The following is a 24,193-nucleotide window of genomic DNA, read 5'->3' on the forward strand; positions in this document are numbered from 1 at the left end:
GCCGCCGGGTCGGCGCCGGCGACGGCCGCGGCGGCGCCCGCCGCGCCCGGCGCCGCCAATGCAGCGCCCAATGTCGCGGCGAATTCAATGGCCAACGCAATGGCAAATGCCGCGCCGAGTCCAGGCAGCAGTTCGGCGGCAAACCCGACGGCAAGTTCCACGGCTTCAACAGCCGGCGCCGCCGCCCGCATCAGCGGCCGGGCCCGCATCGCCGATGCGCTGCGCGGCCAGGTCCAGGCCACCGATACCGTGTTCATTCTGGCGCGGCCGGAGAGCGGTTCGCGCATGCCGCTGGCCATCCTGCAGATGCGGGTGGGCGACCTGCCCCGGGACTTCGTGCTGGACGACAGCAGCGCGATGTCGCCCGACGCGACCCTGTCGCGCGCCGGCGGCAAGATGCGGGTGGAAATCCGCATCAGCCGCTCGGGCACGGCGGCCGCCCGGCCGGGAGACCTGGGCGGCACGCTGACCGGCATCGGCATCCAGTCCGACGGGCTGGAACTGGTGGCCGATACGGTGGTGCGCTAGGGCCTCAGGCGCGCTCGATGCGCGCCGGCAGGCCCTGGCGCACGGCCGCGCCCGACACCCAGTCGATCCACACGTTGGCGTGCTCGCCGCGCGTAGCGTCGCCAAAGCCCAGGTCGTTCAGGTTGACGCCCGCCGACAGCGCCGGGTCGTGCGGCATGGACTTGCCGTCCACGACGTGGGCGCGCGCGCCCAGCTCGGTGTGCCCATAGCCGTGCTCGATGCCGACCGCGCCAGGCTGGATGCCGTCGCGCAGCAGCGCCAGCCCCGTCACCGCGCCGCCCGGCGTCACGATGCGCACCGCGTCGCCGTTGCGTATGCCCAGCCGCTCGGCGTCCTGGCGGTTGATCGACACCGGGTTGTGCGGATGCACCTGGCGCAGGCGGTTCACGCCGATCGACATGGAGCTCATGAGATTGGACTTGAACGCGCTGAGCAGGAACGGGTAGTCCTGCTTGCCGTACTCGGCGCGCACGTCGCGGCCATCGGCCAGGCGCGGCGGATACCAGGTCGGGCAGCCGCTGTAGCGCTCGCCGGTCATGGAGTGGCGATAGCCCGCCAGTTCCTCGCTCCAGATCTGCAAGGGCTTGGCGTAGGCCATGCGCAGGCGGCGCTTCTCGCCTTCTCCGGCCCAGGCATCCTCCATCTTGTCGAAACGGCCGCCGCGGCTCATCAGCATCGCCACCTGGCGCCATTCGCCGGGCTTGAGCTTCTGCCGCAGCAGATCGCCATAGCGGTCCACGCCGGTCAGCGCCATGTCGTCGTCGCTGGCCTCGGGCACCGGCTTGCCGGCCGCGAACGCGATATTGGCCATGCCGCGCAGGAAGAAATCCTCGGGCGTGTCCAGCGCATACTTGGCGCCGTCCTTGTCCGAGATGGCGCCGGCGCCGAAGCCCGGCATGCCCAGCCGCTTGGCGCAGGCGATCAGGAAGGTTTCCAGGCAGACCGGCTCGCCCGTCGCGGTGCGCGCCACGCGCGGCTGCACGGCGGGCCAGCGCACGGTGGACGCCTTCACCAGCACGTCGGCCCACGGCGCCGACACGCCCCAGCTTTCGTAGGTCACGGTGTCCGGCACGATGTAGTCGGCCAGCGCGTTGGTCTCATTGATGAACGCGTTGATCGACACCGACAGCGGCAGCACGCGCGGATCTTTCAGCTTGTCGAACGCGACGTTCTTGAAGCCGGCGATGCCGTACACCGGGTTGCTCATGTGGTTGAACCAGACCTTGGCGCGATATGGATAGCCCGCCAGCGCGGAGGCCAGCATCTCGGAGCTGAGCCCGCCGGTGGCCGGGTACCAGGGCGCGTCCGCCGGATAGACGGGCTGGCCGGCGGCCTTCTTGCGCTTGAACTCGCTGGACTTCTCGTAGGGAAAGCGGTTGCGCGACAGGGACACGCCCTTGGGCGTGGCGCGATTGGCGAAGCCGGCGATGTTGTAGCGCGGCCCCGGGCCGTACGGCGGGAACGGACCGGCGTCCAGCAACAGGCCGCCTTCCACGTTGAGGTTGCCCACCAGCGTGTTCAGCATGGCGATGGCGTAGGTGGTGTAGAAGCCCGCGCCGCTCATCGTGCCGCCATGCGAGTCGGCCACGGCGCGCTTGCCGTAGCTGGTGAAGCGTTCCGCCAACGATGCAATCTTGTCGGCGGGCACGCCGCAAAGCTCGGCGTATTCGTCCAGGGTTTTGCGCCGGGCTTCTTCGCGCAGCAGCGATAGCGAAGAACGCACGCGCAGCGACTGCGGCGCGCCATCCATGCCGGGCGCGGCCACGGCCTCGTCAACGAAGAGCGTGGCGGGGCTGGCGGAAGTGTGCGGGGCCAGCGTGCCGTCTTCCTGGCGCACGACGTAGACATCTTCCCATTTCTCGCCGGCGTCCGCCGGACGCGGCCAGCCCAGGTCCGCGCCGCGCAGGAAACTGCCGTGGCGCGGATGGCCCGCTTCGGCTATGACGAGATGGGTGGCGTTGGTCCAGGCCGTCTCGCCGGCCGCCTGCATCGCGGCCGGGCCGGCCTGCGACAGCATGCGGGCATCGAAGCGCTCGTTATCCAGGATCCAGCGAAGCAGGCCCATGACCAGCGAAAGATCGCTGGCGGGGTTGACCGGCAGCCACTCGTTGCCCGATCCGGCCGACAGGCTGGAGGACGCGGGCAGCACGGGCGAGACGACCACGTAGGAAAAGCCGTTTTCCTCGGGCCGCACGCGGGCCTCGGCCAGTTGGCGGGCCTGGCGCTGGAACGGGTTGCCGGACTGCGCCGGCGAGGTGCCGATGAACAGGCCGAAGCGCGCATTGTCCCAGTCGGGCTTGCCGTGCGGCATGCCCTTCAAGTCGCCGAAGGCGGCGCCCGTGCCCACGCGGAAGCTCTGGCCGCAATAGGAGCCGTGGTTGCTGACGTTGACCGTGCCGAACGACTGCCCGGCAAAGCGCTGGATTAGCGGCGTCCGGCCTTCGTTGGCGGATTCGGTGAACAAAAACTGGTTGACCTTGGCGCCATACTCCGGATTCCGCGGGTCCAGCGGAGTTTCGCGATCGAACAGCGCGCGCAGCCCTTCCACATGGCCTTCGCCGAACAGGTCGCCGCCTTCGCAGACTTCCTGCACCAGCTGTTCAAAGGAGATCGTCTGCCACTTGCCTTCGCCGCGCCCGCCCACCCGCTTCAACGGCTGCAGCACGCGGAATGGGCTGTGCATCTGCTCCAGCATGGACGAACCCCGAGCGCACGACGTGGCGCGCCCTTCCAGGCCGTTGTCGCCGCCCAACTGCGCATAGACGTCGCGCACCGGCAGGTCCATCGCGGCCGGCCGGGTCGTGGCCAGGGGATGATAAGGGTTGCCCGCCACTCGCAGGATGCGGTTTTCCTTCGTGTCCACGCGCAGCCGCACGCCGCACTGGGTCCAGCAGCCCAGGCAGCTCGACGGGCTGACGGTCTGGCCCGGCTGCGCGCTGAGCACGCCGGTCAGGGGATCGATGCGGAATTCCGGGGTCAGCGAATTGCCGCGCACGGCGTGCGCGGTCGGCACGCCGGCCGTGCCCTGCGCCAGGCCCTTGACCGCGCGCACCGCGGTTTCGCCATAACCAGCCGCGAAAGCCGCCATGCCGCCGGCCACCAGGCCGCCGCGCACCATCAGCTTGCGCCGCGCCTCATCGCGCGGCAGGTCCGGCGCGTCCTCGCCCGGCGCGCCGGGCTTATCGTCTTTGTGCTGCTTGTCCATTAGGTTCTCTTCCGAATTCGTTTGCTTCTTGCGGCGGCCTCAGGCCGCCACGCTCCGCGCGCTCGCGGGAAATCGCTCCAGGGCGTAGGTCACGGCGGCGACCAGCGCCACGCACAGGCCCAGCACGCCCACCATGCCGAGCAGGCCGTCGCTGCCCCAGGGCATGTCGTACAGGTAGAGGCCGGCGCCGTACTTGGGCACGCCCTGCACGCTCATGAACACGACCCAGCGGAAGATCCAGGCGGCGGCCAGCATGGTCAGCGCCAGCGCGGCCGACGGCAGCGGCGCGGCCAGCGCCCGCGCCGGACGCTGCAGCAGCCCGATGATGCAGAAGCCCGTGATGACCGCGCCCGCCAGGCTGACGCGCCAGATCGGGAATTCCGCGAAGAGGCGCAGGGCCGCGTTGAAGGACGGGTCCATGCCCAGCATCCCCAACAGGGCCCAGGCGCCGGCGCCCAACGCCATCAAGACCACCGCGCCCAGGCTCAGGCGGCGCAGCAACTCCACCGGCACCGCCCGCATGCCGCCGGGCAGCCAACGGCCCACCAGGAACATGCCGCCGAGCGCGGCCAGCCAGGCCGTCAGCGCGAAGTTCAACGGCAGGAACGGCGTGTGCCACAGCGGACGCGAGCGCAGCACCATGACCTCGGCGCCGGTGTAGACCAGGATGGACAGCGCCGAAACAGCCAGCGCCGCCCCGACCAGGCGCATCAGGCCGACGCGGCCCCACCACCAGACGGCGCAGAACAACAAGGCCAGGGTCACGAACACGGGCAGCAGCACGGCGCCCAGCGACATCCACGACCAGGGCGTGAAGTGCGCATAGAAATGCCAGAAGCGCCCGGGCTGGTGCAGGTCGGCCAGGAGCGAGACCGGCGCGGCGATGGCGCTGACCGCGAGCACGGCCACGGCGCAAGGCAACAGCCGGCGCGCGGACGAACCCGCGCGCCCGAAGGCCGCGAACGCGGCGGTCAGCGCCGTGGTGGCGCTGATGCCGATGAGAAAGAAGTACTGCACGGCCCAAGGCAGCCAGGCGGCGTCATAGACCGGCGTGAGCAATTCCGAAATCTGCATGGATATCCCCTTCGATGGCTTAGTGCGCGCCGGCCAGCCTCACGCCGGCCTGGCCGTCGACCTGGTGGACGAACGCATCCGGCAGGCCGATGTAATAGACGTGGGGATCGGTCTTCATTTCGGGCTTGAGCACCTTGATGTCGGCCTTGTGCTCGGCCAGCAGCTGGGAGATGGCGCTGTCGGGGTCGTTCAGGTCGCCGATGACGCGCGCGCCGCCAACGCAGCTTTCCACGCAGGCCGGCAGCAGGCCCGCCTCCAGCCGGTGCTCGCAGAACGTGCACTTGTCCGCGGTCTGGGTTTCGTGGTTGATGAAGCGGGCGTCGTAGGGACAGGCCTGCACGCAATACGCGCAGCCGACGCAGCGTTCGTTGTCCACCAGCACGATGCCGTCCTCGCGCTGGAAGGTGGCCTGCACCGGGCAGACCGGCACGCAGGGCGGGTTGTCGCAGTGGTTGCACAGGCGCGGCAGCATCACCATGGAGGCCGGGCCGCCGGTGTCGGGCGCGACTTCGTATTGCAGGACGGTGGTGCGGAACTGCCCGATCGGGGGCAGGTTCTCCATGGAACAGCTGACCGTACAGGATTGGCAGCCGATACATTTGCGCATGTCGACCACCATGCCGTAGCGCTTGCCCGCCATGCCGGGGCGGCGCGGCGGCTGGCCGTTGAGGCCGGCGGCCTCGGCACGGATGGGAATGACGGTGGCCGCGGCCCCCAGCCCAAGCAGTCCTTTCAGGAAGCCACGTTTACCCGGCAAAGGCGTTTCCGGGGGGCTGGCGGGGGTATGCATAAAACGGTCTCCAAGCGACATAGGTGTTACAGGAATTAACTTATCACCTGGAGTTATATAGACACTTGATATGCATCAACCGGGGACGGATTATCCGGGTTTTCCCCTCCTTTGGCGGCCGCCGGCCCTCAGTCCCGCAGCGTGAGCGCCCGGCTCCAGGCGGCCAGCTTCTGCTCGAACGAAACCGCCGCGTGCGCGGGGCTGGTCGACGGCAGGTCGACGTATTCCAGGCTGGCGGCGAGGCCGGGCAGCACGTGGCGCCGGTAGAGGGAAGCGGCCTTGCCGCCGTTGAAGCACACGCGGACGATGGCCGGGTGGCGTTCCAGGAATGCGGCGAAATCGTTGGCGACCAGGGTGTCGCCGCGGATGTCGGCATCCAGGCTGCCGGGGCGCTCGCAGGCTTGCAGCACGTCCCAGAGGGCAACGCCCGCCGCCTGCAGCGCCCGCAGGCGATCGGGGTAGTCCAGCGCGGGATCGAAGCCGTGCACGGCGGCCGCGATGGGCCAGAAGGCGTTGCGCGGGTGCGCGTAATAGCGGGCCTGCCGGAGCGAGGCCACGCCGGGCATGGAGCCCAGCACCAGGACGCGGGCGTCGGGCGCCGCCACCGGGGCAAAGCCTCGCACCTGGTCGTTTTGCCCTGCCCGGGCCGGGTCCGCAGTGGTACGCATGGCGACAGGATACGCGAGGCGGCGCGGCCCCGCCGCCCGCCCTCCACCGTCCGATAGGTAGAACAGTGCTTATCAGCAGCAGGGACTACCGCCGCGGGCGTTGCGCCCTTATCTTCATAGTCATGACGAACGGCCCCGCAGGGGCCGCGCAACAGGAAATACGACCATGAAGAAGATCCTCGGTTTGCACGCCAGCCCCCGTCCCCACTGGGTGGGCGACGGCTTTCCGGTGCGCTCGATGTTTTCGTATAACGACAAAGGCAAGAACACCAGCCCGTTCCTGCTGCTGGACTACGCCGGCCCGGCCCGCTTCGAGCCTGCCGACCACCCGCGCGGCGTCGGCCAGCATCCGCACCGCGGCTTCGAGACCGTGACCATCGTCTACAGCGGCGAAGTCGAGCACCGCGACTCCACCGGCAACGGCGGCGTCATCGGGCCCGGCGACGTGCAATGGATGACGGCGGCCTCGGGCATCCTGCACGAGGAATTCCATTCCCACGAATTCACCCGCAAGGGCGGAGACCTGGAAATGGTGCAGCTGTGGGTCAACCTGCCCGCCAAGGACAAGATGGCGCCGGCCGGCTACCAGGGCATCCTCGACGCGGACATCCCGGCGGTGGCGCTGCCGGACGACGCGGGCACCTTGCGCGTGATCGCGGGCAACTATGCCGGCAACGCCGGACCGGCTCGCACCTTCACGCCGATGGACGTGTGGGACGTGCGGCTGAAGGCCGGCAAGTCGGCGACCTTCCCCATCGCCGCGGGCCGCAACAGCATGCTGGTCGTGCTGCGCGGCACGGTGCTGGTCAACGGCGAGTCCGTCGCCCGCGACGCGCAGCTGGCGCTGTTTTCGCAGGAAGGCGAGGACATCACCGTCGAAGCCAACAACGACGCGACGTTCCTGGTGCTCAGCGGCGAGCCCATCGACGAGCCGGTCGTCGGCTACGGCCCCTTCGTGATGAACACGCAGGCCGAGATCGTCGAAGCGATCCAGGACTTCAACGCCGGCCGCTACGGCAAGATGCACTGAGGCAACGGGGCCGGCCGGCCTCTCGTCCCGCATGGCGGGGCGGGACGCTAGGACCGGCCCTGTTCGTGCGCGCCCCGCCGCAAGCGGCCCAGCCTGAGGCCGTCGCGGATATTCAATCCGATCAGCGCCAGGTTGGCGGCGCCCGCCGCCAGCTCCAGCGCCTGTACGCCGTAAAACGCCCTGTCCAGCAACCCGGCCTGCGCGCGCAGCGACAGGAACACCGCCGCCGGCACAAGAATCAGCAGACCATTGATCGCGATGAAAGGCATGCGTCTGCGCTTGGCCAGCAGCAGCGGATGCCTGCCCTTGCCGCCCATCAGGAAACCGCTGGCGGCGGTCAGCATCATGACCGGCAGGAACCCCCACAGCGCATAGGCAATGGCGATCTTGACCTGAGCCACCGCCGACGCGGACAGGAACAGTTCGGACACGACCGTCGACATCCAGAATGCCGCAAGAAACAGCAGCGTCAGCATGGCGGCCGCGGCATGGATTCTATGTTTCATGGCCTTGCTCCGGTTGCGCGGGAACGTGCGCCGCCAGCAGGCCGGCCAGCACCTTCTCCGCTGTCTCCAGCTCCGCGGCGCTGAAGCCGCCGGCCAGTTGCCGCGCGCGCTCCCTCCACCGCGCATCGATGGCGCCATAGATGCGCCGTCCCTCGTGGGTCAGCCGATACAGCGGCGAGCGCTTGTTCTGCGGATTGGGACGGACCTCGACCAGCCGCGCCTCGGACAAGAGGTTGAGCTGTTTCTGCGCGCCTTGGCGCGTCACGCCCATGGCGGCGGCGACCTGCGGCGCGCTGAGCGGCTGCGCCGCCAGCGCCAGGGCGCCCAGCATCTGCCAGCGCGCGCTGGTCAGCGCCTCGGGCGCGACGAAGGCGTCGCCCCAGTCCAGCAGCGCGCCGTTCAGCTGAAAGAGCGTGAGGATCACGCCGGTCAGCCGTTCTTCCTTGGTCGGATTCATGCTCCTGCTCCCTGATCGTCCGTTAATTGACAACCAGTTTCCAATAATGGAAACCGGTTGTCAAATTAAATTTGCGCCGGTTTTCTGCGCTCGGCGGATAGCCAATGCAAGCAATGGATAGCTCTCCCGGTCCCGGGACGGGTTTTCCACCAGTCCGCCAGGTCCGGCGCAGCTTTACTATCAAAGCCTTCTAGGCCCCGGCGACCGGCGGCCGCCACCCCGTCGCTGACGCTGGCATCCTGGGACTCTGGCGGCGCGCCGGGGAAGACCGGAATACCCGCAAGGAGCCCCAGCCATGTCCAACACGACGCAGTCCGGCACCAGCGCTTCCTGGCCGCCGGCCGAGCCGCGAATGGAAGCGGTCCTGGGCCTGCCGGCGCAACAGCTGTTCGCCTCGGGCGACCTGGACGAAGCGCGATCCATGGTCGGCCGCGTCATGCGGCCGCACCAGCTGGGCGTGGTCGGCCCGCTGCAACGCCTGGACGCGCGCATGCACCACCAGGCGCTGGGCGAGGTCTCGCTGAACCGTCTGCGCTACGGCGCCAACGTCGATATCCGCCCCGGCCCGCTCGAAGACTTCTATCTGGTGCAGATGCCGCTGTCGGGCTCGGCCCGCATCAGCAGCGGCCCGCAGCTGGTGGACTCGACGCCCGAGGTCGCCTCGGTGGTCAGCCCCGACGACGACCTGGCCATGCGCTGGAGCGGCGACAGCGATCAGTTCATGCTGCGCGTGAGCCGCTCGCTGCTGGAGCGCGCGCTGGTCGGCCACCTGGGCTGCGCGCTGGACCGCCCGTTGCGCTTCCAGCTGGGCTTCCGCTGGCGCGAATGCCCGGCCTGGCATTGCCTGATGAGCTATCTGCTGGACTGTTCGTCGCGGCACGCGGACCTGGCCGCGCACAAGCTCATCGTCCACCAGATGGAGCAGCTGGTCGCGGCCACGCTGCTGGCCGCCCACCCGCACAACTACACGGGCGTGCCGCCCGGGCGCCGTGGCGCGGTGTTGCCGCGCCACGTGCGCAGCGTCCAGGATTATCTGAAGGCCCATGCGCACGAGCCCCTCAGCGCCGAGCAGCTCGCGCGCATCGCCGGCGTCAGCGTGCGCAGCCTGTACGCGGGATTCAAGGAATTCCTGGGCATCAGCCCCATGCTGTACCTGCGCGACCTGCGCATGGAGCGCGCACGCGCCGAACTGCTGTCCGGCGAAACCCACAATATCGCGAGCGTGGCCTTGCGCTGGGGCTTCGCGCACATGGGCCGGTTCAGCGCCGGCTACAAGGCGCGGTACGGCGAGAGCCCCAGCCAGAGCCTGCGGCGGCGCGCCTGAGGCGGCGTGCCCCGCCTAGCCCCGCGGAGCCTCGTCCAGGCTGGCGATATCGATGACGAAGCGATACTTCACGTCGCCCCTGAGCATGCGCTCGTAGGCCTCATCGATCTCATCGGCGCGGATCATCTCGATATCCGCGACGACGTCGTGCTTGGCGCAGAAATCCAGCATCTCCTGCGTTTCAGGTATGCCGCCTATCATCGACCCCGCCAGGCCTCGACGCTTCATGATCAGGGCGAACACGTCGGGCGCGGCGTGCGGCGTGGCCGGAGCGCCCACCAGCGTCATCGTGCCGTCGCGCTTGAGCAGCGCGAAGAAGGCGTTCAAGTCGTGCGGCGCGGCCACCGTGTTGAGGATGAAGTCCAGGCTCTGCGCGTGCGCCGCCATCTCGTCCGGATGGCGCGACACCACCACCTCGTCCGCGCCCAGGGCCCTGGCCGCCTCGCGCTTGGATTCCGAAGTGGTGAACGCCACCACATGCGCGCCCATGGCGTGCGCGAGCTTGATGCCCATGTGGCCCAGTCCGCCGATGCCGACGATGCCCACCCTGTGGGCCGGCCCGATTTTCCAATGCCGCAGCGGCGAATAAGTGGTGATTCCCGCGCAAAGCAACGGCGCCACTGCCGCCAACCGGGCCTCGGGATGGCGGATGCGCAGCACGTAGCGTTCGTGCACGACGATGCGCTGCGAATAGCCGCCCAGGGTGTGTCCCGGCGCATCCGGCGTCGGGCCGTTATAGGTGCCGACCATGTGGTCGCAGTAATTCTCCAGTCCCGCCTCGCAGTCGGCGCAATGCTGGCAACTGTCGACGATGCAGCCTATGCCGACCAGGTCCCCCGCCTTGAAGCCCGATACATGAGCGCCGACCGCGGACACGCGGCCCACGATCTCGTGGCCCGGCACGCAGGGATACAGGGTGCCGGCCCATTCCGAGCGCACCTGGTGCAAGTCGGAATGGCAGACGCCGCAGTAGGCGATGTCGATCTGCACGTCATGCGAGCCAGGGGCGCGGCGCGTGATATCCATGGGCTCAAGAGGACGTTCGGCCTTTAGGGCTCCGTAGGCTTTGGTGGTCATGGGAATTCCTTTGAACGATGGGGACAGGCGCGCTGGCCACCCGTGCACAGGGTGCGGATCGCAATCCATATGATAGTGCGGTCACCGAGCCTCATGCGGACGCCACCGCGCAGGCCCGCCGAGTTCTCGCGGCCAGGACGGAAGAAGCGGCCAGCAGCGCGGCGCTCATCACGAAAGTGCTCTGGTGGCCGCTGCGATCGAACACCAGGCCGCCCACGGTGGACCCCAGCGCGATCGACAGCTGCACCACCGCAACGAACAGGCCGCCGCCTGCCTCGGCGTCGTGGGGAAAAGCCCTGGCAATCCAGGCCCACCAGCCGACGGGCGCGGAGGTCCCGGCCAATCCCCAGAGCGCCAGCAATGCGACGACGGCGGCGCTCCAGCCGCCCAGCGCAACCAGGGCCAAGGCCGTCGCGGCCATCAATAGCGGAATCCCGATCAGCGTCGGATAGAAGCGCCATTGCAACACCCGGCCGATGAACACCGTGCCAATGAAGCCCGCCGCGCCGATGGCCAGCAGAATGAACGAAATCTGGGCGCCATGCACCCCGGCGACCGTCTCCAGGAACGGACGCACATAGGTAAACAACGAGAATTGCCCCATGAACAACAGGCTGCCGGCCAACATGCCCACGGCGACTCCCCGGCGCTTGAGCAACCGGAATGTCTTGAACACATGGCCGCCCGCGGGGGAGCGGGCGGCGGCAGGCAAGGATGGCAAGGTGATCCATTGCCAGGCCAACGCGATCAGCGCAATCGGCGCCAGGCCCAGAAACGCGCCGCGCCAGCCCACGACCGCGCCGAGGTAGGCGCCCAGCGGCGCCGCCACCACGGTCGCCAGCGCGTTGCCGCCGTTGACGATCGCCAGCGCCCGAGGCACCTGGCGCGGCGGCACGAGCTGGATGGCCGTAGCCGCAGACAAGGACCAAAAGCCGCCCACGACCACGCCGATGAGCGCCCGGCCCAGCATGTAGGTGACGTAGTTTGGCGCCAGCGCGACGATGGCGCCGGACGCGCCCATCGCCACCGTCAGCGCGAGAAGCAGCGGCTTGCGGTCCAGACCGCCCGCCAACGAGGAAATGAACAGGCTGGTCAGCACGGCGAAAACGCCCGAGATGGCGATCCCCTGCCCCGCCATGCCCTCGGTAATGCGCAGGTCGCTCGCGATGGGCGTGAGCAGGCTGACGGGCATGAACTCCGAGGCGATCAGCGCGAAGGCGCACACCGCCAAAGCGTAGACCGCTCCCCAGGAAGGCCGCGCTTGCGGCGCTTCGTTGTCGTGTTCAAGGCGGTCCTTGACGGCGCCCCGTGCATTGCTGGCCATGGGATTCCTGTTTTTTTTCGAGTTTGGCGCGCTGGGCATCACGCCTCGGCGGCCAGGTTCTTTCGGAAGAATGCGGTCAGCTTGTCCCACGGGATCAGACCCACGCGGTCGTACAGATCCACGTGGCCCGCGCCTGGCACCCAGACCAGTTCCTTCGGCTCGGCGGCCCGGTTGTAGGCGTCCACGCTGAACTCCCTGGAGTGGGCCCGGTCCCCGGAAATGAACAAGAGCGGGCGCGGCGAAATCGTCTCGATGTCATTGAACGGATAGAAATTCATGAACTTGACGTTGCTCGTCAGGGTCGGATGCGTGGTGGTCTGGGCGGAGACCCCGGCAGGCGTAAACGCGCCGCGCGGCGTCCGATAGAACTCGTAGAACTCACGCTCGATATCCGATGAGCGGGCGGTCAGTTCATGCACCGTCCCGCTGGTGTATCTGAGCGGGCCGCCGGCGAACTCTGCGTAACGCTGCCACGCCGCCTCGGCGATGACAGCCTTGCGCTGTTCCAGAGTCTGCGCCCGGTTCAGCGCATGGCGATTGGCCGCGCCCATGTCGTACATACTGACGGTGGCGATAGCCTTCATGCGCGGGTCGATCTTGGCCGCGCTGATGACGAAGCTGCCGCTGCCGCAAATGCCGATGGCGCCGATGCGATCGCGGTCTATCATGGGCTGCGTGCCCAGGAAGTCGACCGCCGCGCTGAACGCCTCGGCGTACATGTCGGGCAGCACCCGGTTGCGAGGCCCTTCGCTTTCCCCCCAACATGGCAAATCGATGGCGAGCGTCACGAAGCCGCGCTCGGCCATCTTGGTGGCGTAGAGGTTCGCGCTCTGCTCCTTGACGGCGCCCATCGGATGGCCGACCACCAGCGCCGCGCCCCTGGCATCGCGGTCCGGCGCCTGCGGCACATAGAGCTTGCCCGCCACCTCCATCTGGAACTGGTTTCTGAAACGCACCGCCTGCGGGCGCACCTGGCTGCTGGCATAGAAATTGTCGGCGTCCCGCGGCGCCGCTTGCGCGGGCGCGGCGGCCAGCGCCTTGCCCGTCGCCGATAAGGTGCCAAGCACGGCCGCGCCCGCGCCCAGCGCGTTCAGGAATTCACGGCGCCCGGTGTCTGACAGCGCGGAAGTGGGTGGTTTGAGCTTTTTCATAGCCCCTATTTTTGCCCCCTGGCGCCTGGCTGACTAGCTAATGAATACTTAATTGCTCTATAAGCTAGACTAATCAATTAATTCAACGTACCTGGGCAATGGGCCGGCGCAACCTCAACGATCTCCTTTACTTTGTCACGGTGGCGCGTGAAGGCAGCTTCACGCGGGCCGCGTCATTGCTCAACGTGACGCAGTCGGCGCTCAGCCAGGCCATCAGCGGACTGGAATCGCGCTTGCAGATCCGCCTGCTTACGCGGACCACGCGCAGCGTTTCTCCCACGGCGGCCGGCGAGCGCCTTCTGAATGCCATCGGGCACCGCTTCGATGAAATCGACGCCGAGCTGAACCAGTTGACGGAGCTGCGCGATAAACCCGCCGGCACGGTCCGCATCACTTGCGGCGATCACGTGCTGCACAACATTCTGCTGCCCAGGCTCATGCGGCTCATAGGTGAGTATCCCGACATCAAGCTGGAGTTCGACGTGAACTACGGTTTTCGCGACATCGTGGCGGATCGGTTCGATGCGGGCGTGCGGATGGGAAAAACCATCGACAAGGACATGATCGCCATCCCCATCGGACCGCCCATGCGGCTGGCGGTCGTGGGATCCCCGGCGTACTTCGACAGCCATCCGATTCCCAAGGTGCCGCAGGACCTCACTTCCCATCCCTGCATCAACCAACGCATGCAAAGTTCCGGCGGACTGTACGTCTGGGATTTCGAGCGACGTGGCCGCAAGGCCAATGTGCGCGTGGACGGCCCGCTGATCTTCAACACCACGCAGCCGCAAATAGAAGCAGCGCTGGCCGGCCTGGGCCTCGCCCTGCTGCCCGACGACGAACTGGCGCCGTATCTCGATGACGGCAGGCTGGTGCGCGTGCTGGAGGACTGGTGCCCGGCATTCGAGGGCTACCATTTGTACTACCCGAGCAGGCGCCAGCCCTCGCCTGCATTCGCTCTCGTCGTGGATGCCTTGCGCCTGGGCCGGCAGGCGCGCTAGGTCCGCTACTTCGCCTTCGCGGAGGAATTCTGCGCCAGGATCTCGCGGGCGAGCTGGTTGATCCTGGGCGCGGCCTTCATGGCGCCGTCCTTGTGCTGCTTGAGAAACTGGCGCAGGTAGTATTGCTCCAACGTGCAGGGATTCGCTTTCTTGCCCGTCAAAGGAGCGTACGCTTCAATCAACTTGCCTGCATGCGTCTGCTCGGCAAGGGTGCGCTTGCGCATCGCCTGGATCGTCTCCGAGACGGCCTTGAGTCCATCCTGGGAACCCAGGCGCTGCGCGAGCTTCGCGCGCAGCGCGGCCGAATCCTTCGGCGCCTTGGCCAGATCCATGCCCAGGCTTGCTTCGGCCAGGGACATGGCCACCAGCCCCTGGACCTCCGGCGCTTCGGACGGATACAGCTTGCAGGCGCCGATAAAGCCGATGTGCGTGGCCGCCGTCTCGCCAAGCGACTCCTGCGCGCCTTCTCCGCCCATCGGAAAACCCAGCGAATTGCGCATCGGTTCCTGCGCTTCGAACCCGCCGCCTGGCTTCTGCGCCGCGGCAAGTCCGCCGCACAGGCAAAGCGCCAACGCCAGCACTACGTTCTTCATCTTTCCCCCGTGACATCCCGTCTGCGCCGCCGGCGCCGGTTTTCTTACGCCGAATGCTATCCCAACACCCGCCGCCTGGGCAGGGGACGTCTTGCTTGCCGTCCTGGAAATCCAGCGGATAAACGAAAGGCCTGCCCGCAAAGCCGCCCCGCGTCTACGGCTGCTCGATCCAGGACGACGCAGCGTCGGTCCGGCTCCAGAGGCGCCAGCCGTGCCGGTAGGCATGCTGTAGATAAGGCCCGCGCAGAATGCGCGGTTCGCTGTCGGAGGACTGCTCGGCGCCCAGCAAGTGCAGGACCTGGGCCCAGTCCGCCAACTCGCCTCTGTCGCCTCGCAATGCCGCGTCCGCGAGCTGCCCAGCCTGCTCGACCGATCCGGCGCGCACCAGGAAACAGGTGTCCGCGCCATTCGGGCCGCCGGTGTAGGGGTCCTCGGATTCGTTGCCCCAGCGTATCGCCTCGTACAGATTCATGTCCCGGTCCTGTCCAATCCACGACGCAACGATACCAGCAGAAACCCCCTGGACGATGGCGGTCAGCCAGGGAATTCGATGCCGCCGCCGGCCCTAGAAAGGTATCCCCAACTTCACATACAGCTGCGCGCCCTCGGGCCGGTTCTTGACCTTGAAGTCCTGCTGCCACTTGGCGGTGAACAGCCAGCCCTTCTCGTTCAGGTACCGCACCGAGGGGCCGACGCCGAAGCCGCGGGCGCGGCCGGCGGCGCTGTTGGGGCCCTTGTCGTCCGTCACCTGCTGGAAGGCGTAGCCGCCCACCCCCAGCACCCAGCCCTTGCCCACGCCCCAGCCCAGCGCGTAGTCGGCGTGCACGGCCTGGCCGGAACGGGTGTCCGTGGCCGAGTTGGTGAAGTTGACGTCGTACATCAGCTTCAGGTCGGCGTTGAAGCCGTCCGGGCTGACCCGGCTGAGCGCGACCAGCGGTTGCGCCGTCCAGTAGTTCTTGCCCAGGCTGGACGGATCCTTGCGGTCGTACTCGCCGGTAGGCGCGTACATGTCCAGCCCGACCACGTAGTGCAGGGTTTCGGAGGGGTGGTAGCCCAGCGCCACGCCCAGCGTCATATCGCCCAGGCCGGTGCTGTGATGGCGCTGGCCGGCGGCCTTGGCGGTGACGTCCAGCAGCGGCGCGATGGCATGGAAGGCCAGCTGTCCGCCCATGACCTGCTGCTGCGTGACCCAGATCAGCCGCGGCGCCAGCACGTTGACGTCCACCTTGAAGCCCGGCACCGGCACGCGCTCGCCGTCGTTGCCGCGCAAGGTGTCGTAGCGCGCGCCGCCGCCATAGACCAGCATGTGCACGCCCGGCGGCGGAAGCGCCCCGGACATGAAGTTCTCCAGGCCGTCCGGATAGATGCCCAGGCCGCCGCCCTCGGTGGCCGAAGCCGCCGCGCCGGCCAGCGCCAATGCCGCGGCACAGGCCAACCGGCCGCGCTGTAGGTGTCTGTTCATGTTCCGCTCCTGGATAGATGTTGCGCGACGAGATAGCCGGAACCGCCGCCCAGCCCGGGGCCCGGGTGGGTGGCGGCGCCGATATGGAAGAGATTGCGCAGCGGCGTGCGATGGCCGCGGGCGCCGTGGCCGCCGGCAAACGGCCGCAGCCAGAAAAACTGATCGGGCGAGCACACGCCCGAATAGGGATCGCCGCCGACCAGGTTGCAGTTCAGGCCTTCGAGGTCCGCCGGCGAGTAGGCGCGCCGGCCCACGATCCGCTGCGCCAGCCCCGGCATCACCCGTTCCAGCCGGGCCTGCGCGCGGTCGGCGACCGCCTCGCGCAAGGCCGCGTTCCAGCGGCCGTCGGCGGGGATGGCGATCTCGCCGGCGGCGTCGCCCTTGACGCGCACCGGCAGCTCCTGCATCTGCACCCACAGGATCCATCCGCCCGTCGGCGCGCGCGAGGGGTCCACCGCCACGGGCTGGCCGATGGCCAGCGTGGGGCGCGCGGGCAACAGGCCGTTGTTGGCCTCCGTCACCGAGGCGCAGACCTGCTCCATGCTCTCGGTCAGGTGCACCAGCGGCACGTGGCGCAGCTCCGGCGTCAGCCAGTCGGGCGGCGCGTTCAGCGCGAAATGGATCTGCATGCCGCCGCGCCCGTGGCGGTAGCCGGCGGCGCGCCTGCGCAGCGGTTCGGGCGCATCGGGCAGCAACTGCCCGTACAGCTGGCCCGGCGCGACGTTGCAGACCACCGCCTCGGACGCGCGGTACTCCCGTCCGCCCGCCGCCACGCCGACGGCGCGACGGCGCCGGCCCTCGCCGCGAGTCAGGATGCGTTCGACGCGGGCGCCGGTCAGCAGGCGGCCGCCATGCCCCTCGATGACCTTGGCCAGCGCGTCCACCACGCCGCTGCCGCCGCCCTTCACCACCGGCATGCCGCCGGCCACCACCGCCGCGAAGGTCAGCTTGCCGATCAGGGCCGAGCAGGCGTCGTCCGGGCCCAGGCCGGTATGCAGCACCCAGGGCGCGATCAGCGCGCGCGCCGCGTCCGAGCGCAGCTCGCGGTCGGCCCAGCGGCGGAAGCTCTCCATCGAATCGGCGGCGAAGGCGGCCAGCCCGTCCATGCCGCGCTTGCGCCATTCGCCGAACAGCAGCTTCAGCATGCCGGCGCCGTAGGGGTTCTGGCCCAGCAGGCCGAAGGTCAGCGCCGCGTCCTCGCCGAACAGGCGCTGGGCCATCGCGCCGACGGCGGCGCCGTCGCCCGGCGCCCAGGCGTCCAGACGGCGGGCGCTGTCCTGCATATCCTGCTTGAGCGCCAGGCCGGCGCCGTCGGGCAGCACCAGCCCGGTCGCGTACTCGCCCTGCGCGAACTCCAGGCCGGCCTCGCGCAGCGCCGGCTTGAGTTGCGCGTAGGCCGGGCTGCCCACGAACAGCGGATACCAGCAGGACAGCACGTCGTGCCGGTACCCGGGAAACAGCTCCTCGGTACGGATGCATCCGCCCAGCCTGTCGTTGCGTTCCAGCACCAGCACCGATTTGCCGCGCTGCGCGAGCAGCGCCGCGCAGACCAGCGAATTCATGCCGCTGCCGACGATGACGACCTGGGCCTCGGTCTGTATGGCCATGAGGGTACGCTCCTTCCAGGGGGCTAGGCGGCCGCCAGCGCCGTGAAGCGGCCGGCATGGAACACCAGCGGCGTGGCCGCGATGCTGGCCACCCGCAACACGCGCCCGAACAGCAGCAGGTGATCGCCCGCCGGCCGTTGCTGGTCGTTGGCGCAGACCAGCGTGGCCACGGCGCCGGCGATGGCGGGCACGCCCTCGGGCACCTCGTCCAAGGGCGCGCCCTCGAACTTGTCCGCCACTGACGCGCTGGCGAAGCGCAGCGCCAGCGCTTCCTGGCCGCTGGCCAGCACGCTGATGGTGAAATGGCTGCAATCGCGGAAGGCCGCCAGGTTGGGCGAGCGCTCCACCAGGCTCCACAGCACCAGCGGCGGATCCAGCGACAGCGAAGCGAAGGAGTTGATGGTCAGTCCCACCTTGCGGCCGTCCGGGCAGCGCGTCGCCACGATGGCCACGCCGGTCGGGTAGCTGCCGAGCACGCCGCGCAGGACCTTGGGATGCAGATCGGTGCAGCCCCAGTCCAGCGGCTGCCCCGCGGTCTGCCCGGCCGTCATGCCGCCGCCCGCGCCGCCTTGGCGGCAATGAACGCCTCGCACGCCACCTCGTCGGCCCACCAGGGGAAGAAAGCCGGCGGATGGTTGAAGCCGTTGGCGATGGCGCTGGCCAGCGCCGGCGAGCCGTCCGCCGCCTGCAGCAGCTTGAGCAGGTGCGGGGCCGGCGGCATCAGCATGGAGTTGGTCCATTCGACGACCGCGCCGGCGTAGTCCCAGAACCGTTCGAAGGTGCGCTGCATCCAGTCCGCCGTGAAGGCCCGGTCGCCGTGTTCCAGAATGGCGCGCAGGTAGACGGCGCAGGCCTTGGTGGCGTTGTTCGAGCCCTGGCCGGTGATCGGATCGTTGGTGACCACCGCGTCGCCCAGGCCGAACACCGGGCGGCCCGACGGCAGGGTCAGCACGGGCTTGCGCACGGTGGGCGCGAAGCTGCCGGCGAGGATGCCGTTGGCGTCGGTGAGTTCCACCGCGCCGCAGCGATCGGCCTCCCAGGGCAGGTAAGCGCGCAGGATGCGCAGGCTCTGCTCCAGGTGCTCCTGCGGCGACTTGATGTCGCGCCAGCAGTCCATCGGCCCGCCCGGCACGCCTTCGAACACCATGATCTCGCAAGGCCCGCTGAGGGTCAGCGCGGGAAACACGAAATACTCGCCCACGCCGGGAATCAGGTTGAAGGCCACCCGCGAGTATTCCGGCGCCGGACGCATGCCATGCACATAGGTGAGCGCCAGCGCCCGCTGCGGCCGGTCGAAGCGGGACCGCAGCGCATCGCGCTCGAACAGCTTGACGACCTCGCCCTTGCCCGCGGCCAGCAGCACCAGGTCGTGCGAGGCGGCCAGCAGCTCCAGCTCGCCCACGCCGCCGTCCTGGATCAGCAGCCGGCCGCCCCGGGCCTCGAACAGTTCCATCCAGGCCGGCATCTTGATGCGCTGGTCCACCGCCTGCGCCGGCCGGTCCAGCCGCGCGGCCCAGTCGATCAGCTTGTGGCCGGGCCGCTCCGGATGCGGTATCGCCAGGCCGATGCCGTCGACGGTGGGACAGCCGGCCTCCCATTGGTTCAGGCCCAGGTCGCGTTCGATCTGCAGCGACGCATCGAACATGCACTGACTGGACATCACCTTGCCGTTGCGGATGGCTTCGGGCTCGCGGTTGGTGACCACCGTCACCGCATAGCCCTTGTCCAGCAATCCCAGCGCCAAGGGCAGGCCCGCCTGCCCTCCTCCCACGATCGCGATTCGACGCATGATTCTTCTCCTTGCAGTGTTGAGGGTTCCCGGGGCTGCGCGCCCTAGGCGGCCAGCCGCGGAATCGCCGGCCGGGCCTGTTCGGGGCCCATGGCGGAATAGCCGCCGTCGACCGCGTAGTCGGCGCCGGTGACGAAGCTGGCGTGGTCCGACAGCAGGAAGGCGACCACCTCGGCCACCTCGGCCGGGTCCCCTGCGCGGCCCAGCAGGTGGTAGTCGGCGGCCACTCGGTCGGTCTTGGCGCGGTCGCCCTGCGTCAGCTCGTCCATGACGCGCGACCAGGTCCAGCCCGGCGACACCGAATTGACGCGTATGCCGTCGCCGGCGTAGTCCATCGCCAGGCTGCGCGTGACCTGCAGCAGCGCCGCCTTGGAAACCGGATAGAGCCAGCGCCCCGTCTGCGCGACGCGCGACGAGATGCTGGTGAAGTTGACGATGGCCCCGCCGCCGGCGGCGGCCAGGTGAGGATGGACGGCGCGCGCCGCCATCACGGCGCTGACCACGTTGACGTCCAGGGCTCGCAGCCAATCGGCGCGGCCCGAAGCGGCGCCGTCGTCCAGATAGGTGGCGGCCAGGTTGACCAGGAAATCGATGCGGCCGAAGTGCGCCGCCGCGTCGGCCACGCCGCTGGCCAGCTGCGCGTCGTCCGCGATGTCCACCGGCCAGAATCGGGCGCCGGCCGGATCCTCCGCGGCCACGCGCTCGCCGCCGGCGGCATCGATATCGAACAGCGCCACGCGCACGCCCTTGCCGCGCAACGCCCGGACCACGCCCGCGCCGATCAGCGTGGCGCCCCCGGTCACGATGGCTACTTTGTTCTCCAGACCCTTCATCGCATCACCTCTCTCGCATGACTGAGTGAGGCGAATACTGGCGCCGCGCGCCGAGGCCGCGGTAGCCGGATCCGGCGGCCGCTATCCGAAGACTGCGCTTATTCGGGAAAAGCTTGATCGAGGTCGAACCGGCGTGGCCGAAAACTGCGGCGGCTGTCCGTTCCCTGCCGGCGCCGCGCGCGCCAGGCGCGCGTTATGGGCGCGCGGGGACCGACGCGCGCGCATGTTCCTTGATCAGGCGCACGAAGCGCTGCACCTGCCGGCTCGGGCGCTCGAAGCGCGACCGCACCAGGCTCAGCGAAAGCGGGATCGACTCCTGCAAGGGCCGCGTCACCACGCCGGGCCAGCCCTGCTCGCCGACCGAGAACTGGTCGACGATGGCCACGCCCGCCCCCACCCGCACCAGCGCGCAGGCCAGTTCCGCGCGCACGATGTCCACCGCCGAATTCCAGCTGACGTTGGCGCGCTGGAAGGCCGCCGCCACGAGCTGCCCGAACGGGATATTGCGGCTGTAGAGAATCAGCCGGTGCCGGGCCAGTTCGGCCAGGCTCACCGCCGGCCGCGATGCCAGGGGATGCCCTAGCGGCAGGATGCAGACCATCTCGCCCGTGGCCAGCGGCTCCACCACCAGGTTGGGGTGGTCTATCGGCAGCACCGACACGGCCAGTTCCGCCTTGCGCCCCAGCAGTTCGTGCGCCATGTCGGCCAGCAGCGTGGTGTGGTACTTGAGCCTGACGTTGGGGTACAGCTCCAGGTACTGCGCGATGACGGGCGGCACGAAATTCAGCGCCAGGCTGGGGCTGGAACAGAGGGTCAACGCGCCCGCCGGCCGCTCGGCCAGGTCGCGGGCCAGTTCGTCGATGCGCAAGGCTTCCTCGAACAGCGGCCCCACTTCCTGGAATAGGCGCTGTGCCTCCGGGGTGGGCGTGAGCTTGCCCTTGTCGCGCTCGAACAGCTGCAGGCCCAGGCTCTGCTCGGTGTGGGCGATGAGGCGGCTGATGGCCGGCTGCGACACGAACAGCAGCCGGGCCGCGCCGTTCATGGAACCGGTCAGCATCACCGCCCGGAACACTTCCATCTGCCTGAGCTTGAAACGCATGGCTGATCCGATAATCGTTTGTTATATCCCCTGGCCAACTTAGCATAACTGCGAAATCCAGGCATTCATTAGCATTCCAGACGGCCCCTGGCGCGATTTCCAGGGAGATTCGATAAAGGGAATGCATGACTCTGAACATAGGATTCGTCGGCCTGGGCATGATGGGCCTGCCGATGGTGGAAAACCTTGCCGGCGGCGAGGAGCGCTACGACATCCTGGCCTACGACCGCGACCCCGCGCGCCTGGAGCGCCTGGCCGGGCACCCGGCCTGGAACCGCAATCTCCGGCCGGCGGCCGGCCTGGCCGCGATGGCCGATCGCGACATCGTCATCACCATGCTGCCCGACAGCGCCATCACCAACGCCGTGATCGAAGGCGAACACGGGCTGGCCGGCATCATGCGCGCGGGCTCCGTGCTGCTGGACATGGGCTCGTCCAACCCCGCCGAAACGCGGCGGCTGGCGCCCCGGCTGCGCGAGGCCGGGTTGACGCTGATCGACGCGCCGGTGTCGGGCGCGGTGGCCAAGGCCGCCGCCGGAACGCTGGCCATCATGGTCGGCGCCGGCGCCGACGAGCTGGAGCGCGTGCGCCCGGTGCTCTCTCGCATGGGCGCCTCGCTCATCCATACCGGCGCCGCGGGTTCGGCGCACGCCATGAAGGCGCTGAACAACTATGTCTACGCGGCCGGCCTGCTGGCGGCCAGCGAAGCGCTGCTGATCGCCCGGCGCATGGACCTGGACCTGGACGTCTTCACCGACGTGCTCAACGCCTCCAGCGGCCGCAACGTCGCGACCGAGACCAAGCTGCGCCAGTTCATCGTGCCCGGCACCTACAACGGCGGCTTCGCGCTGGCGCTGATGGCCAAGGACCTGCGCACCGCCGATGCGCTGCAGGCGCTGGCCGGCGTGCCGGCTTCGCAGCTGTCGCTGTGCACGGCGCTGTGGCAGCGCGCCCGCGAGGCGCTGCCCGCCGGCGCCGACAACACCGAGATCCACCGCTACCTGGAAAACCTGAGCGCGCCCGCGCCGGACTGAAGCGGCCCGCGCGCCCGCCCCATAACGACACCAAACAGGAGACAGACATGAACCGACCCGCCGCCACGCTCAGACTGGCGCTCGGCCTGGGCGCGGCCCTGCTGGCCGCCGCCGGCGCCCGAGCCGCGCCTTATCCCGACCACCCCATCCGCATGGTCGTGCCCTTCCCGCCGGGCAGCATCACCGACGTGGTGGCGCGCAGCCTGGGCAAGGCCATGAGCGCGGACCTGGGTCAGCCCGTGGTGGTGGAAAACAAGCCGGGCGCCAACGGCATCATCGGCACCCACGACGTGGCCAAGTCCAAGCCCGACGGCTACACGCTGGTGGTGGTGGGCGTGTCCACCGCCGCCAGCGGCGTGAGCCTGTTCAAGGATCTGCCCTACGACCCCGCCACCGATCTCGCGCCCATCGGCGCCGTGGCCGAGACCCCCTACCTGCTGGTGGGGTCGCCTCGCATGCCCGGCACCAAGGTGTCGGATCTGTACGCCTATGGCGCCGCGAATCCCGGCAAGCTGACCTACGCGTACGGATCGGGCAGCGCCCAGGTGTTCGGCGCCAAGCTGGCGGCGATGGGCAAGATCAACGTCACGCCGGTGCCGTATCGCGGCGGCCCCCAGGCGCTGACCGACGTGATCGGCGGCACGGTGGACCTCACCTTCACCGACCTGGCCAACGGCCTGCAGCAGGCGCGCGCGGGCAAGGTCAAGACCTACGGCGTCAGCACGCCCGAGCGCTTCGCGCTGGCCCCGGACATTCCCACGCTCAACGAGAGCGGCGCACCCGGCTTCGACCTGACGGTGTGGTTCGGCCTGATGGGCCCGGCGGGCCTGCCGGCCCCCGTGCTCGACCGCCTGTCGACATCGCTGAACCGGGCCCTGGCCGACGACGAGCTCAAGCAGACCTATGCCCGCCAGGGCCTGAGCGTCAAGACGCAGACCCCGGCCGAGTTCGGCGGTTTCGTCCGAACCGAAATCGACAAGTGGGCCGCCATCGTCAAGGAAGCCGGCATCGCGCCGCAATGATCCCCCTCTTTCCCTCATTCTTCCAGGAATCCGCCTTATGTCGCTGATCGATATCCGCAAGCGCTGCCTCATCGTCGAAACCACCTTCCATGAAAACGGCCCGCCGCCGGCCCGCCCGCTCAAGCTGGCCGCCGCCTGCGCCGTCATCCGCAATCCCTACGCGGGCCGCTACGAGCCGGACCTCATGCCCTTCATGGCCGAACTGCGCGGCCTGGGCACCCTGCTGGCGACCGAGCTGGTCGAGACCCTGGGCGGCAAGGAGAACGTCGAGGTCTACAGCAAGGCCGCCATCGTGGGACTGGACGGCGAAATGGAACACGGCGCGGTCTGGCACGAAGCGGGCGGCTGGGCCATGCGCAGCGTGCTGGGCGAGCCCAAGGCCATGGTCCCGGCCGTGAAGGCCGTGGCGGTGGCCGGCTACCGCATGATGGTGCCGGTGCACTATATCCATGCCTCTTACGTACGCAGCCACTTCAACAGCATCGAGATCGGCATCCAGGACGCGCCGCGCGCCAACGAAATCCTGTTCGCCCTGGTGATGGGCACGGGCGGCCGGGTGCACTCGCGGCTGGGCGGGCTGACCAAGGAAGCGGTGGCCGTGCACGACGGCCAGCGCTGA

The 24,193-nt window shown here is 68.9% G+C and carries 25 protein-coding genes; 7 read left to right on the forward strand and 18 right to left on the reverse strand.

Annotated features, from left to right (window positions below):
- Positions 1 to 287: hypothetical protein (locus ADE01S_RS32265; RefSeq protein WP_218010722.1), on the reverse strand; the 287-nt coding region annotated here is incomplete at its 3' end.
- Here ADE01S_RS32265 and ADE01S_RS32270 point away from each other — a divergent pair.
- Positions 250 to 528: a c-type cytochrome biogenesis protein CcmI/CycH gene (locus ADE01S_RS32270; RefSeq protein ID WP_423220147.1), complete on the forward strand. Its 279-nt coding sequence runs from the start codon at positions 250 to 252 to the stop codon at positions 526 to 528. The genes ADE01S_RS32265 and ADE01S_RS32270 overlap by 38 nt on opposite strands.
- A 4-nt stretch (positions 529 to 532) precedes the next feature.
- On the opposite strand, the gene ADE01S_RS05765 is transcribed toward ADE01S_RS32270, so the two are convergent.
- From ADE01S_RS05765 to ADE01S_RS05780, 4 genes are all read right to left on the reverse strand, one after another.
- A complete protein-coding gene (locus tag ADE01S_RS05765) occupies positions 533 to 3,733 on the reverse strand; it encodes a tetrathionate reductase subunit A (protein ID WP_373281396.1) in 3,201 nt (1,066 codons plus the stop codon).
- Positions 3,734 to 3,772: 39 nt separating this feature from the next.
- Positions 3,773 to 4,807, reverse strand: a complete 1,035-nt coding sequence (gene nrfD / locus ADE01S_RS05770) for an NrfD/PsrC family molybdoenzyme membrane anchor subunit (RefSeq protein WP_062680521.1) — start codon at positions 4,805 to 4,807, stop codon at positions 3,773 to 3,775.
- A 19-nt stretch (positions 4,808 to 4,826) separates the two neighbouring features.
- Positions 4,827 to 5,597: a sulfate reduction electron transfer complex DsrMKJOP subunit DsrO gene (gene dsrO, locus ADE01S_RS05775; RefSeq protein ID WP_087881494.1), complete on the reverse strand. Its 771-nt coding sequence runs from the start codon at positions 5,595 to 5,597 to the stop codon at positions 4,827 to 4,829.
- Between the two features lie 128 nt (positions 5,598 to 5,725).
- Positions 5,726 to 6,265, reverse strand: coding sequence for a DNA-deoxyinosine glycosylase (locus ADE01S_RS05780; protein ID WP_062680523.1), 540 nt, complete (start codon positions 6,263 to 6,265; stop codon positions 5,726 to 5,728).
- Between the two features lie 166 nt (positions 6,266 to 6,431).
- On the opposite strand from ADE01S_RS05780, the gene ADE01S_RS05785 reads away from it, so the two are divergent.
- Positions 6,432 to 7,295, forward strand: coding sequence for a pirin family protein (locus ADE01S_RS05785; protein WP_062680524.1), 864 nt, complete (start codon positions 6,432 to 6,434; stop codon positions 7,293 to 7,295).
- A 47-nt stretch (positions 7,296 to 7,342) separates the two neighbouring features.
- Here ADE01S_RS05785 and ADE01S_RS05790 read toward each other — a convergent pair whose 3' ends face one another.
- Both ADE01S_RS05790 and ADE01S_RS05795 read right to left on the reverse strand, forming a co-directional pair.
- Positions 7,343 to 7,801: a hypothetical protein gene (locus ADE01S_RS05790; protein ID WP_062680525.1), complete on the reverse strand. Its 459-nt coding sequence runs from the start codon at positions 7,799 to 7,801 to the stop codon at positions 7,343 to 7,345.
- Positions 7,791 to 8,258, reverse strand: coding sequence for a MarR family winged helix-turn-helix transcriptional regulator (locus ADE01S_RS05795; RefSeq protein WP_062680526.1), 468 nt, complete (start codon positions 8,256 to 8,258; stop codon positions 7,791 to 7,793). Before ADE01S_RS05795 ends, ADE01S_RS05790 begins: the two co-directional genes overlap by 11 nt.
- A gap of 295 nt (positions 8,259 to 8,553) precedes the next feature.
- On the opposite strand from ADE01S_RS05795, the gene ADE01S_RS05800 reads away from it, so the two are divergent.
- Complete coding sequence (locus ADE01S_RS05800; protein ID WP_062680527.1) at positions 8,554 to 9,582, forward strand: AraC family transcriptional regulator; 1,029 nt, start codon at positions 8,554 to 8,556, stop codon at positions 9,580 to 9,582.
- Positions 9,583 to 9,597: 15 nt separating this feature from the next.
- Here the strand turns inward: ADE01S_RS05800 and ADE01S_RS05805 are convergent, their stop codons facing one another.
- The 3 genes from ADE01S_RS05805 to ADE01S_RS05815 form a co-directional block, all read right to left on the reverse strand.
- Complete coding sequence (locus tag ADE01S_RS05805; protein ID WP_062680528.1) at positions 9,598 to 10,659, reverse strand: NAD(P)-dependent alcohol dehydrogenase; 1,062 nt, start codon at positions 10,657 to 10,659, stop codon at positions 9,598 to 9,600.
- A 91-nt stretch (positions 10,660 to 10,750) separates the two neighbouring features.
- Positions 10,751 to 11,983, reverse strand: a complete 1,233-nt coding sequence (locus tag ADE01S_RS05810) for an MFS transporter (protein WP_062680529.1) — start codon at positions 11,981 to 11,983, stop codon at positions 10,751 to 10,753.
- 38 nt (positions 11,984 to 12,021) lie between these two features.
- Positions 12,022 to 13,134, reverse strand: coding sequence for an alpha/beta hydrolase (locus ADE01S_RS05815; protein WP_122984359.1), 1,113 nt, complete (start codon positions 13,132 to 13,134; stop codon positions 12,022 to 12,024).
- A 98-nt stretch (positions 13,135 to 13,232) separates the two neighbouring features.
- On the opposite strand from ADE01S_RS05815, the gene ADE01S_RS05820 reads away from it, so the two are divergent.
- Positions 13,233 to 14,135, forward strand: coding sequence for a LysR family transcriptional regulator (locus ADE01S_RS05820; protein WP_062680530.1), 903 nt, complete (start codon positions 13,233 to 13,235; stop codon positions 14,133 to 14,135).
- Positions 14,136 to 14,140: 5 nt separating this feature from the next.
- Here the strand turns inward: ADE01S_RS05820 and ADE01S_RS05825 are convergent, their stop codons facing one another.
- The 8 genes from ADE01S_RS05825 to ADE01S_RS05860 form a co-directional block, all read right to left on the reverse strand.
- Positions 14,141 to 14,728: a hypothetical protein gene (locus ADE01S_RS05825; protein WP_062680531.1), complete on the reverse strand. Its 588-nt coding sequence runs from the start codon at positions 14,726 to 14,728 to the stop codon at positions 14,141 to 14,143.
- Positions 14,729 to 14,882: 154 nt separating this feature from the next.
- Complete coding sequence (locus ADE01S_RS05830; protein ID WP_062680532.1) at positions 14,883 to 15,200, reverse strand: hypothetical protein; 318 nt, start codon at positions 15,198 to 15,200, stop codon at positions 14,883 to 14,885.
- A gap of 93 nt (positions 15,201 to 15,293) precedes the next feature.
- Entirely contained in the window at positions 15,294 to 16,190 is an 897-nt protein-coding gene (locus ADE01S_RS05835; RefSeq protein WP_087881492.1) for a SphA family protein, read from the reverse strand.
- Positions 16,187 to 17,797, reverse strand: a complete 1,611-nt coding sequence (locus ADE01S_RS05840; RefSeq protein WP_062680533.1) for a phytoene desaturase family protein — start codon at positions 17,795 to 17,797, stop codon at positions 16,187 to 16,189. The genes ADE01S_RS05835 and ADE01S_RS05840 overlap by 4 nt, the downstream gene beginning before the upstream one ends.
- A gap of 23 nt (positions 17,798 to 17,820) precedes the next feature.
- Positions 17,821 to 18,348, reverse strand: coding sequence for a flavin reductase family protein (locus ADE01S_RS05845; protein WP_062680534.1), 528 nt, complete (start codon positions 18,346 to 18,348; stop codon positions 17,821 to 17,823).
- Positions 18,345 to 19,586, reverse strand: coding sequence for a styrene monooxygenase/indole monooxygenase family protein (locus ADE01S_RS05850; RefSeq protein ID WP_062680535.1), 1,242 nt, complete (start codon positions 19,584 to 19,586; stop codon positions 18,345 to 18,347). Before ADE01S_RS05850 ends, ADE01S_RS05845 begins: the two co-directional genes overlap by 4 nt.
- A gap of 44 nt (positions 19,587 to 19,630) precedes the next feature.
- The gene (locus tag ADE01S_RS05855; protein WP_062680536.1) at positions 19,631 to 20,419 is read right to left on the reverse strand and encodes an SDR family oxidoreductase; all 789 of its coding nucleotides are present in this window, start codon (positions 20,417 to 20,419) and stop codon (positions 19,631 to 19,633) included.
- 193 nt (positions 20,420 to 20,612) lie between these two features.
- Positions 20,613 to 21,518 (reverse strand): LysR family transcriptional regulator, encoded by a 906-nt coding sequence (locus ADE01S_RS05860; RefSeq protein WP_062680537.1) that lies wholly within the window; start codon positions 21,516 to 21,518, stop codon positions 20,613 to 20,615.
- A gap of 125 nt (positions 21,519 to 21,643) precedes the next feature.
- Between ADE01S_RS05860 and ADE01S_RS05865 the strand changes: the two genes are divergently transcribed.
- The 3 genes from ADE01S_RS05865 to ADE01S_RS05875 are packed head-to-tail and all read left to right on the forward strand — an operon-like array spanning position 21,644 to position 24,193.
- The gene (locus ADE01S_RS05865) at positions 21,644 to 22,552 is read left to right on the forward strand and encodes an NAD(P)-dependent oxidoreductase (RefSeq protein ID WP_062680538.1); all 909 of its coding nucleotides are present in this window, start codon (positions 21,644 to 21,646) and stop codon (positions 22,550 to 22,552) included.
- 47 nt (positions 22,553 to 22,599) lie between these two features.
- Complete coding sequence (locus ADE01S_RS05870) at positions 22,600 to 23,574, forward strand: Bug family tripartite tricarboxylate transporter substrate binding protein (protein ID WP_062680539.1); 975 nt, start codon at positions 22,600 to 22,602, stop codon at positions 23,572 to 23,574.
- A gap of 37 nt (positions 23,575 to 23,611) precedes the next feature.
- The gene (locus ADE01S_RS05875) at positions 23,612 to 24,193 is read left to right on the forward strand and encodes an amino acid synthesis family protein (protein ID WP_062680540.1); all 582 of its coding nucleotides are present in this window, start codon (positions 23,612 to 23,614) and stop codon (positions 24,191 to 24,193) included.

The sequence above is a fragment of the Achromobacter denitrificans NBRC 15125 genome, from assembly GCF_001571365.1.
GTDB lineage: Bacteria > Pseudomonadota > Gammaproteobacteria > Burkholderiales > Burkholderiaceae_B > Achromobacter > Achromobacter denitrificans.

What these genes read in the sequence shown, in the direction of transcription:
- ADE01S_RS05765 (WP_373281396.1), bottom strand. Translation starts at nt 3,733, where the DNA reads ATGGACAAGCAGCACAAAGACGATAAGCCCGGCGCGCCGGGCGAGGAC.
- nrfD (WP_062680521.1), bottom strand. Translation starts at nt 4,807, where the DNA reads ATGCAGATTTCGGAATTGCTCACGCCGGTCTATGACGCCGCCTGGCTG.
- dsrO (WP_087881494.1), bottom strand. Translation starts at nt 5,597, where the DNA reads ATGCATACCCCCGCCAGCCCCCCGGAAACGCCTTTGCCGGGTAAACGT.
- ADE01S_RS05780 (WP_062680523.1), bottom strand. Translation starts at nt 6,265, where the DNA reads ATGCGTACCACTGCGGACCCGGCCCGGGCAGGGCAAAACGACCAGGTG.
- ADE01S_RS05785 (WP_062680524.1), top strand. Translation starts at nt 6,432, where the DNA reads ATGAAGAAGATCCTCGGTTTGCACGCCAGCCCCCGTCCCCACTGGGTG.
- ADE01S_RS05790 (WP_062680525.1), bottom strand. Translation starts at nt 7,801, where the DNA reads ATGAAACATAGAATCCATGCCGCGGCCGCCATGCTGACGCTGCTGTTT.
- ADE01S_RS05795 (WP_062680526.1), bottom strand. Translation starts at nt 8,258, where the DNA reads ATGAATCCGACCAAGGAAGAACGGCTGACCGGCGTGATCCTCACGCTC.
- ADE01S_RS05800 (WP_062680527.1), top strand. Translation starts at nt 8,554, where the DNA reads ATGTCCAACACGACGCAGTCCGGCACCAGCGCTTCCTGGCCGCCGGCC.
- ADE01S_RS05805 (WP_062680528.1), bottom strand. Translation starts at nt 10,659, where the DNA reads ATGACCACCAAAGCCTACGGAGCCCTAAAGGCCGAACGTCCTCTTGAG.
- ADE01S_RS05810 (WP_062680529.1), bottom strand. Translation starts at nt 11,983, where the DNA reads ATGGCCAGCAATGCACGGGGCGCCGTCAAGGACCGCCTTGAACACGAC.
- ADE01S_RS05815 (WP_122984359.1), bottom strand. Translation starts at nt 13,134, where the DNA reads ATGAAAAAGCTCAAACCACCCACTTCCGCGCTGTCAGACACCGGGCGC.
- ADE01S_RS05820 (WP_062680530.1), top strand. Translation starts at nt 13,233, where the DNA reads ATGGGCCGGCGCAACCTCAACGATCTCCTTTACTTTGTCACGGTGGCG.
- ADE01S_RS05825 (WP_062680531.1), bottom strand. Translation starts at nt 14,728, where the DNA reads ATGAAGAACGTAGTGCTGGCGTTGGCGCTTTGCCTGTGCGGCGGACTT.
- ADE01S_RS05830 (WP_062680532.1), bottom strand. Translation starts at nt 15,200, where the DNA reads ATGAATCTGTACGAGGCGATACGCTGGGGCAACGAATCCGAGGACCCC.
- ADE01S_RS05835 (WP_087881492.1), bottom strand. Translation starts at nt 16,190, where the DNA reads ATGAACAGACACCTACAGCGCGGCCGGTTGGCCTGTGCCGCGGCATTG.
- ADE01S_RS05840 (WP_062680533.1), bottom strand. Translation starts at nt 17,797, where the DNA reads ATGGCCATACAGACCGAGGCCCAGGTCGTCATCGTCGGCAGCGGCATG.
- ADE01S_RS05845 (WP_062680534.1), bottom strand. Translation starts at nt 18,348, where the DNA reads ATGACGGCCGGGCAGACCGCGGGGCAGCCGCTGGACTGGGGCTGCACC.
- ADE01S_RS05850 (WP_062680535.1), bottom strand. Translation starts at nt 19,586, where the DNA reads ATGCGTCGAATCGCGATCGTGGGAGGAGGGCAGGCGGGCCTGCCCTTG.
- ADE01S_RS05855 (WP_062680536.1), bottom strand. Translation starts at nt 20,419, where the DNA reads ATGAAGGGTCTGGAGAACAAAGTAGCCATCGTGACCGGGGGCGCCACG.
- ADE01S_RS05860 (WP_062680537.1), bottom strand. Translation starts at nt 21,518, where the DNA reads ATGCGTTTCAAGCTCAGGCAGATGGAAGTGTTCCGGGCGGTGATGCTG.
- ADE01S_RS05865 (WP_062680538.1), top strand. Translation starts at nt 21,644, where the DNA reads ATGACTCTGAACATAGGATTCGTCGGCCTGGGCATGATGGGCCTGCCG.
- ADE01S_RS05870 (WP_062680539.1), top strand. Translation starts at nt 22,600, where the DNA reads ATGAACCGACCCGCCGCCACGCTCAGACTGGCGCTCGGCCTGGGCGCG.
- ADE01S_RS05875 (WP_062680540.1), top strand. Translation starts at nt 23,612, where the DNA reads ATGTCGCTGATCGATATCCGCAAGCGCTGCCTCATCGTCGAAACCACC.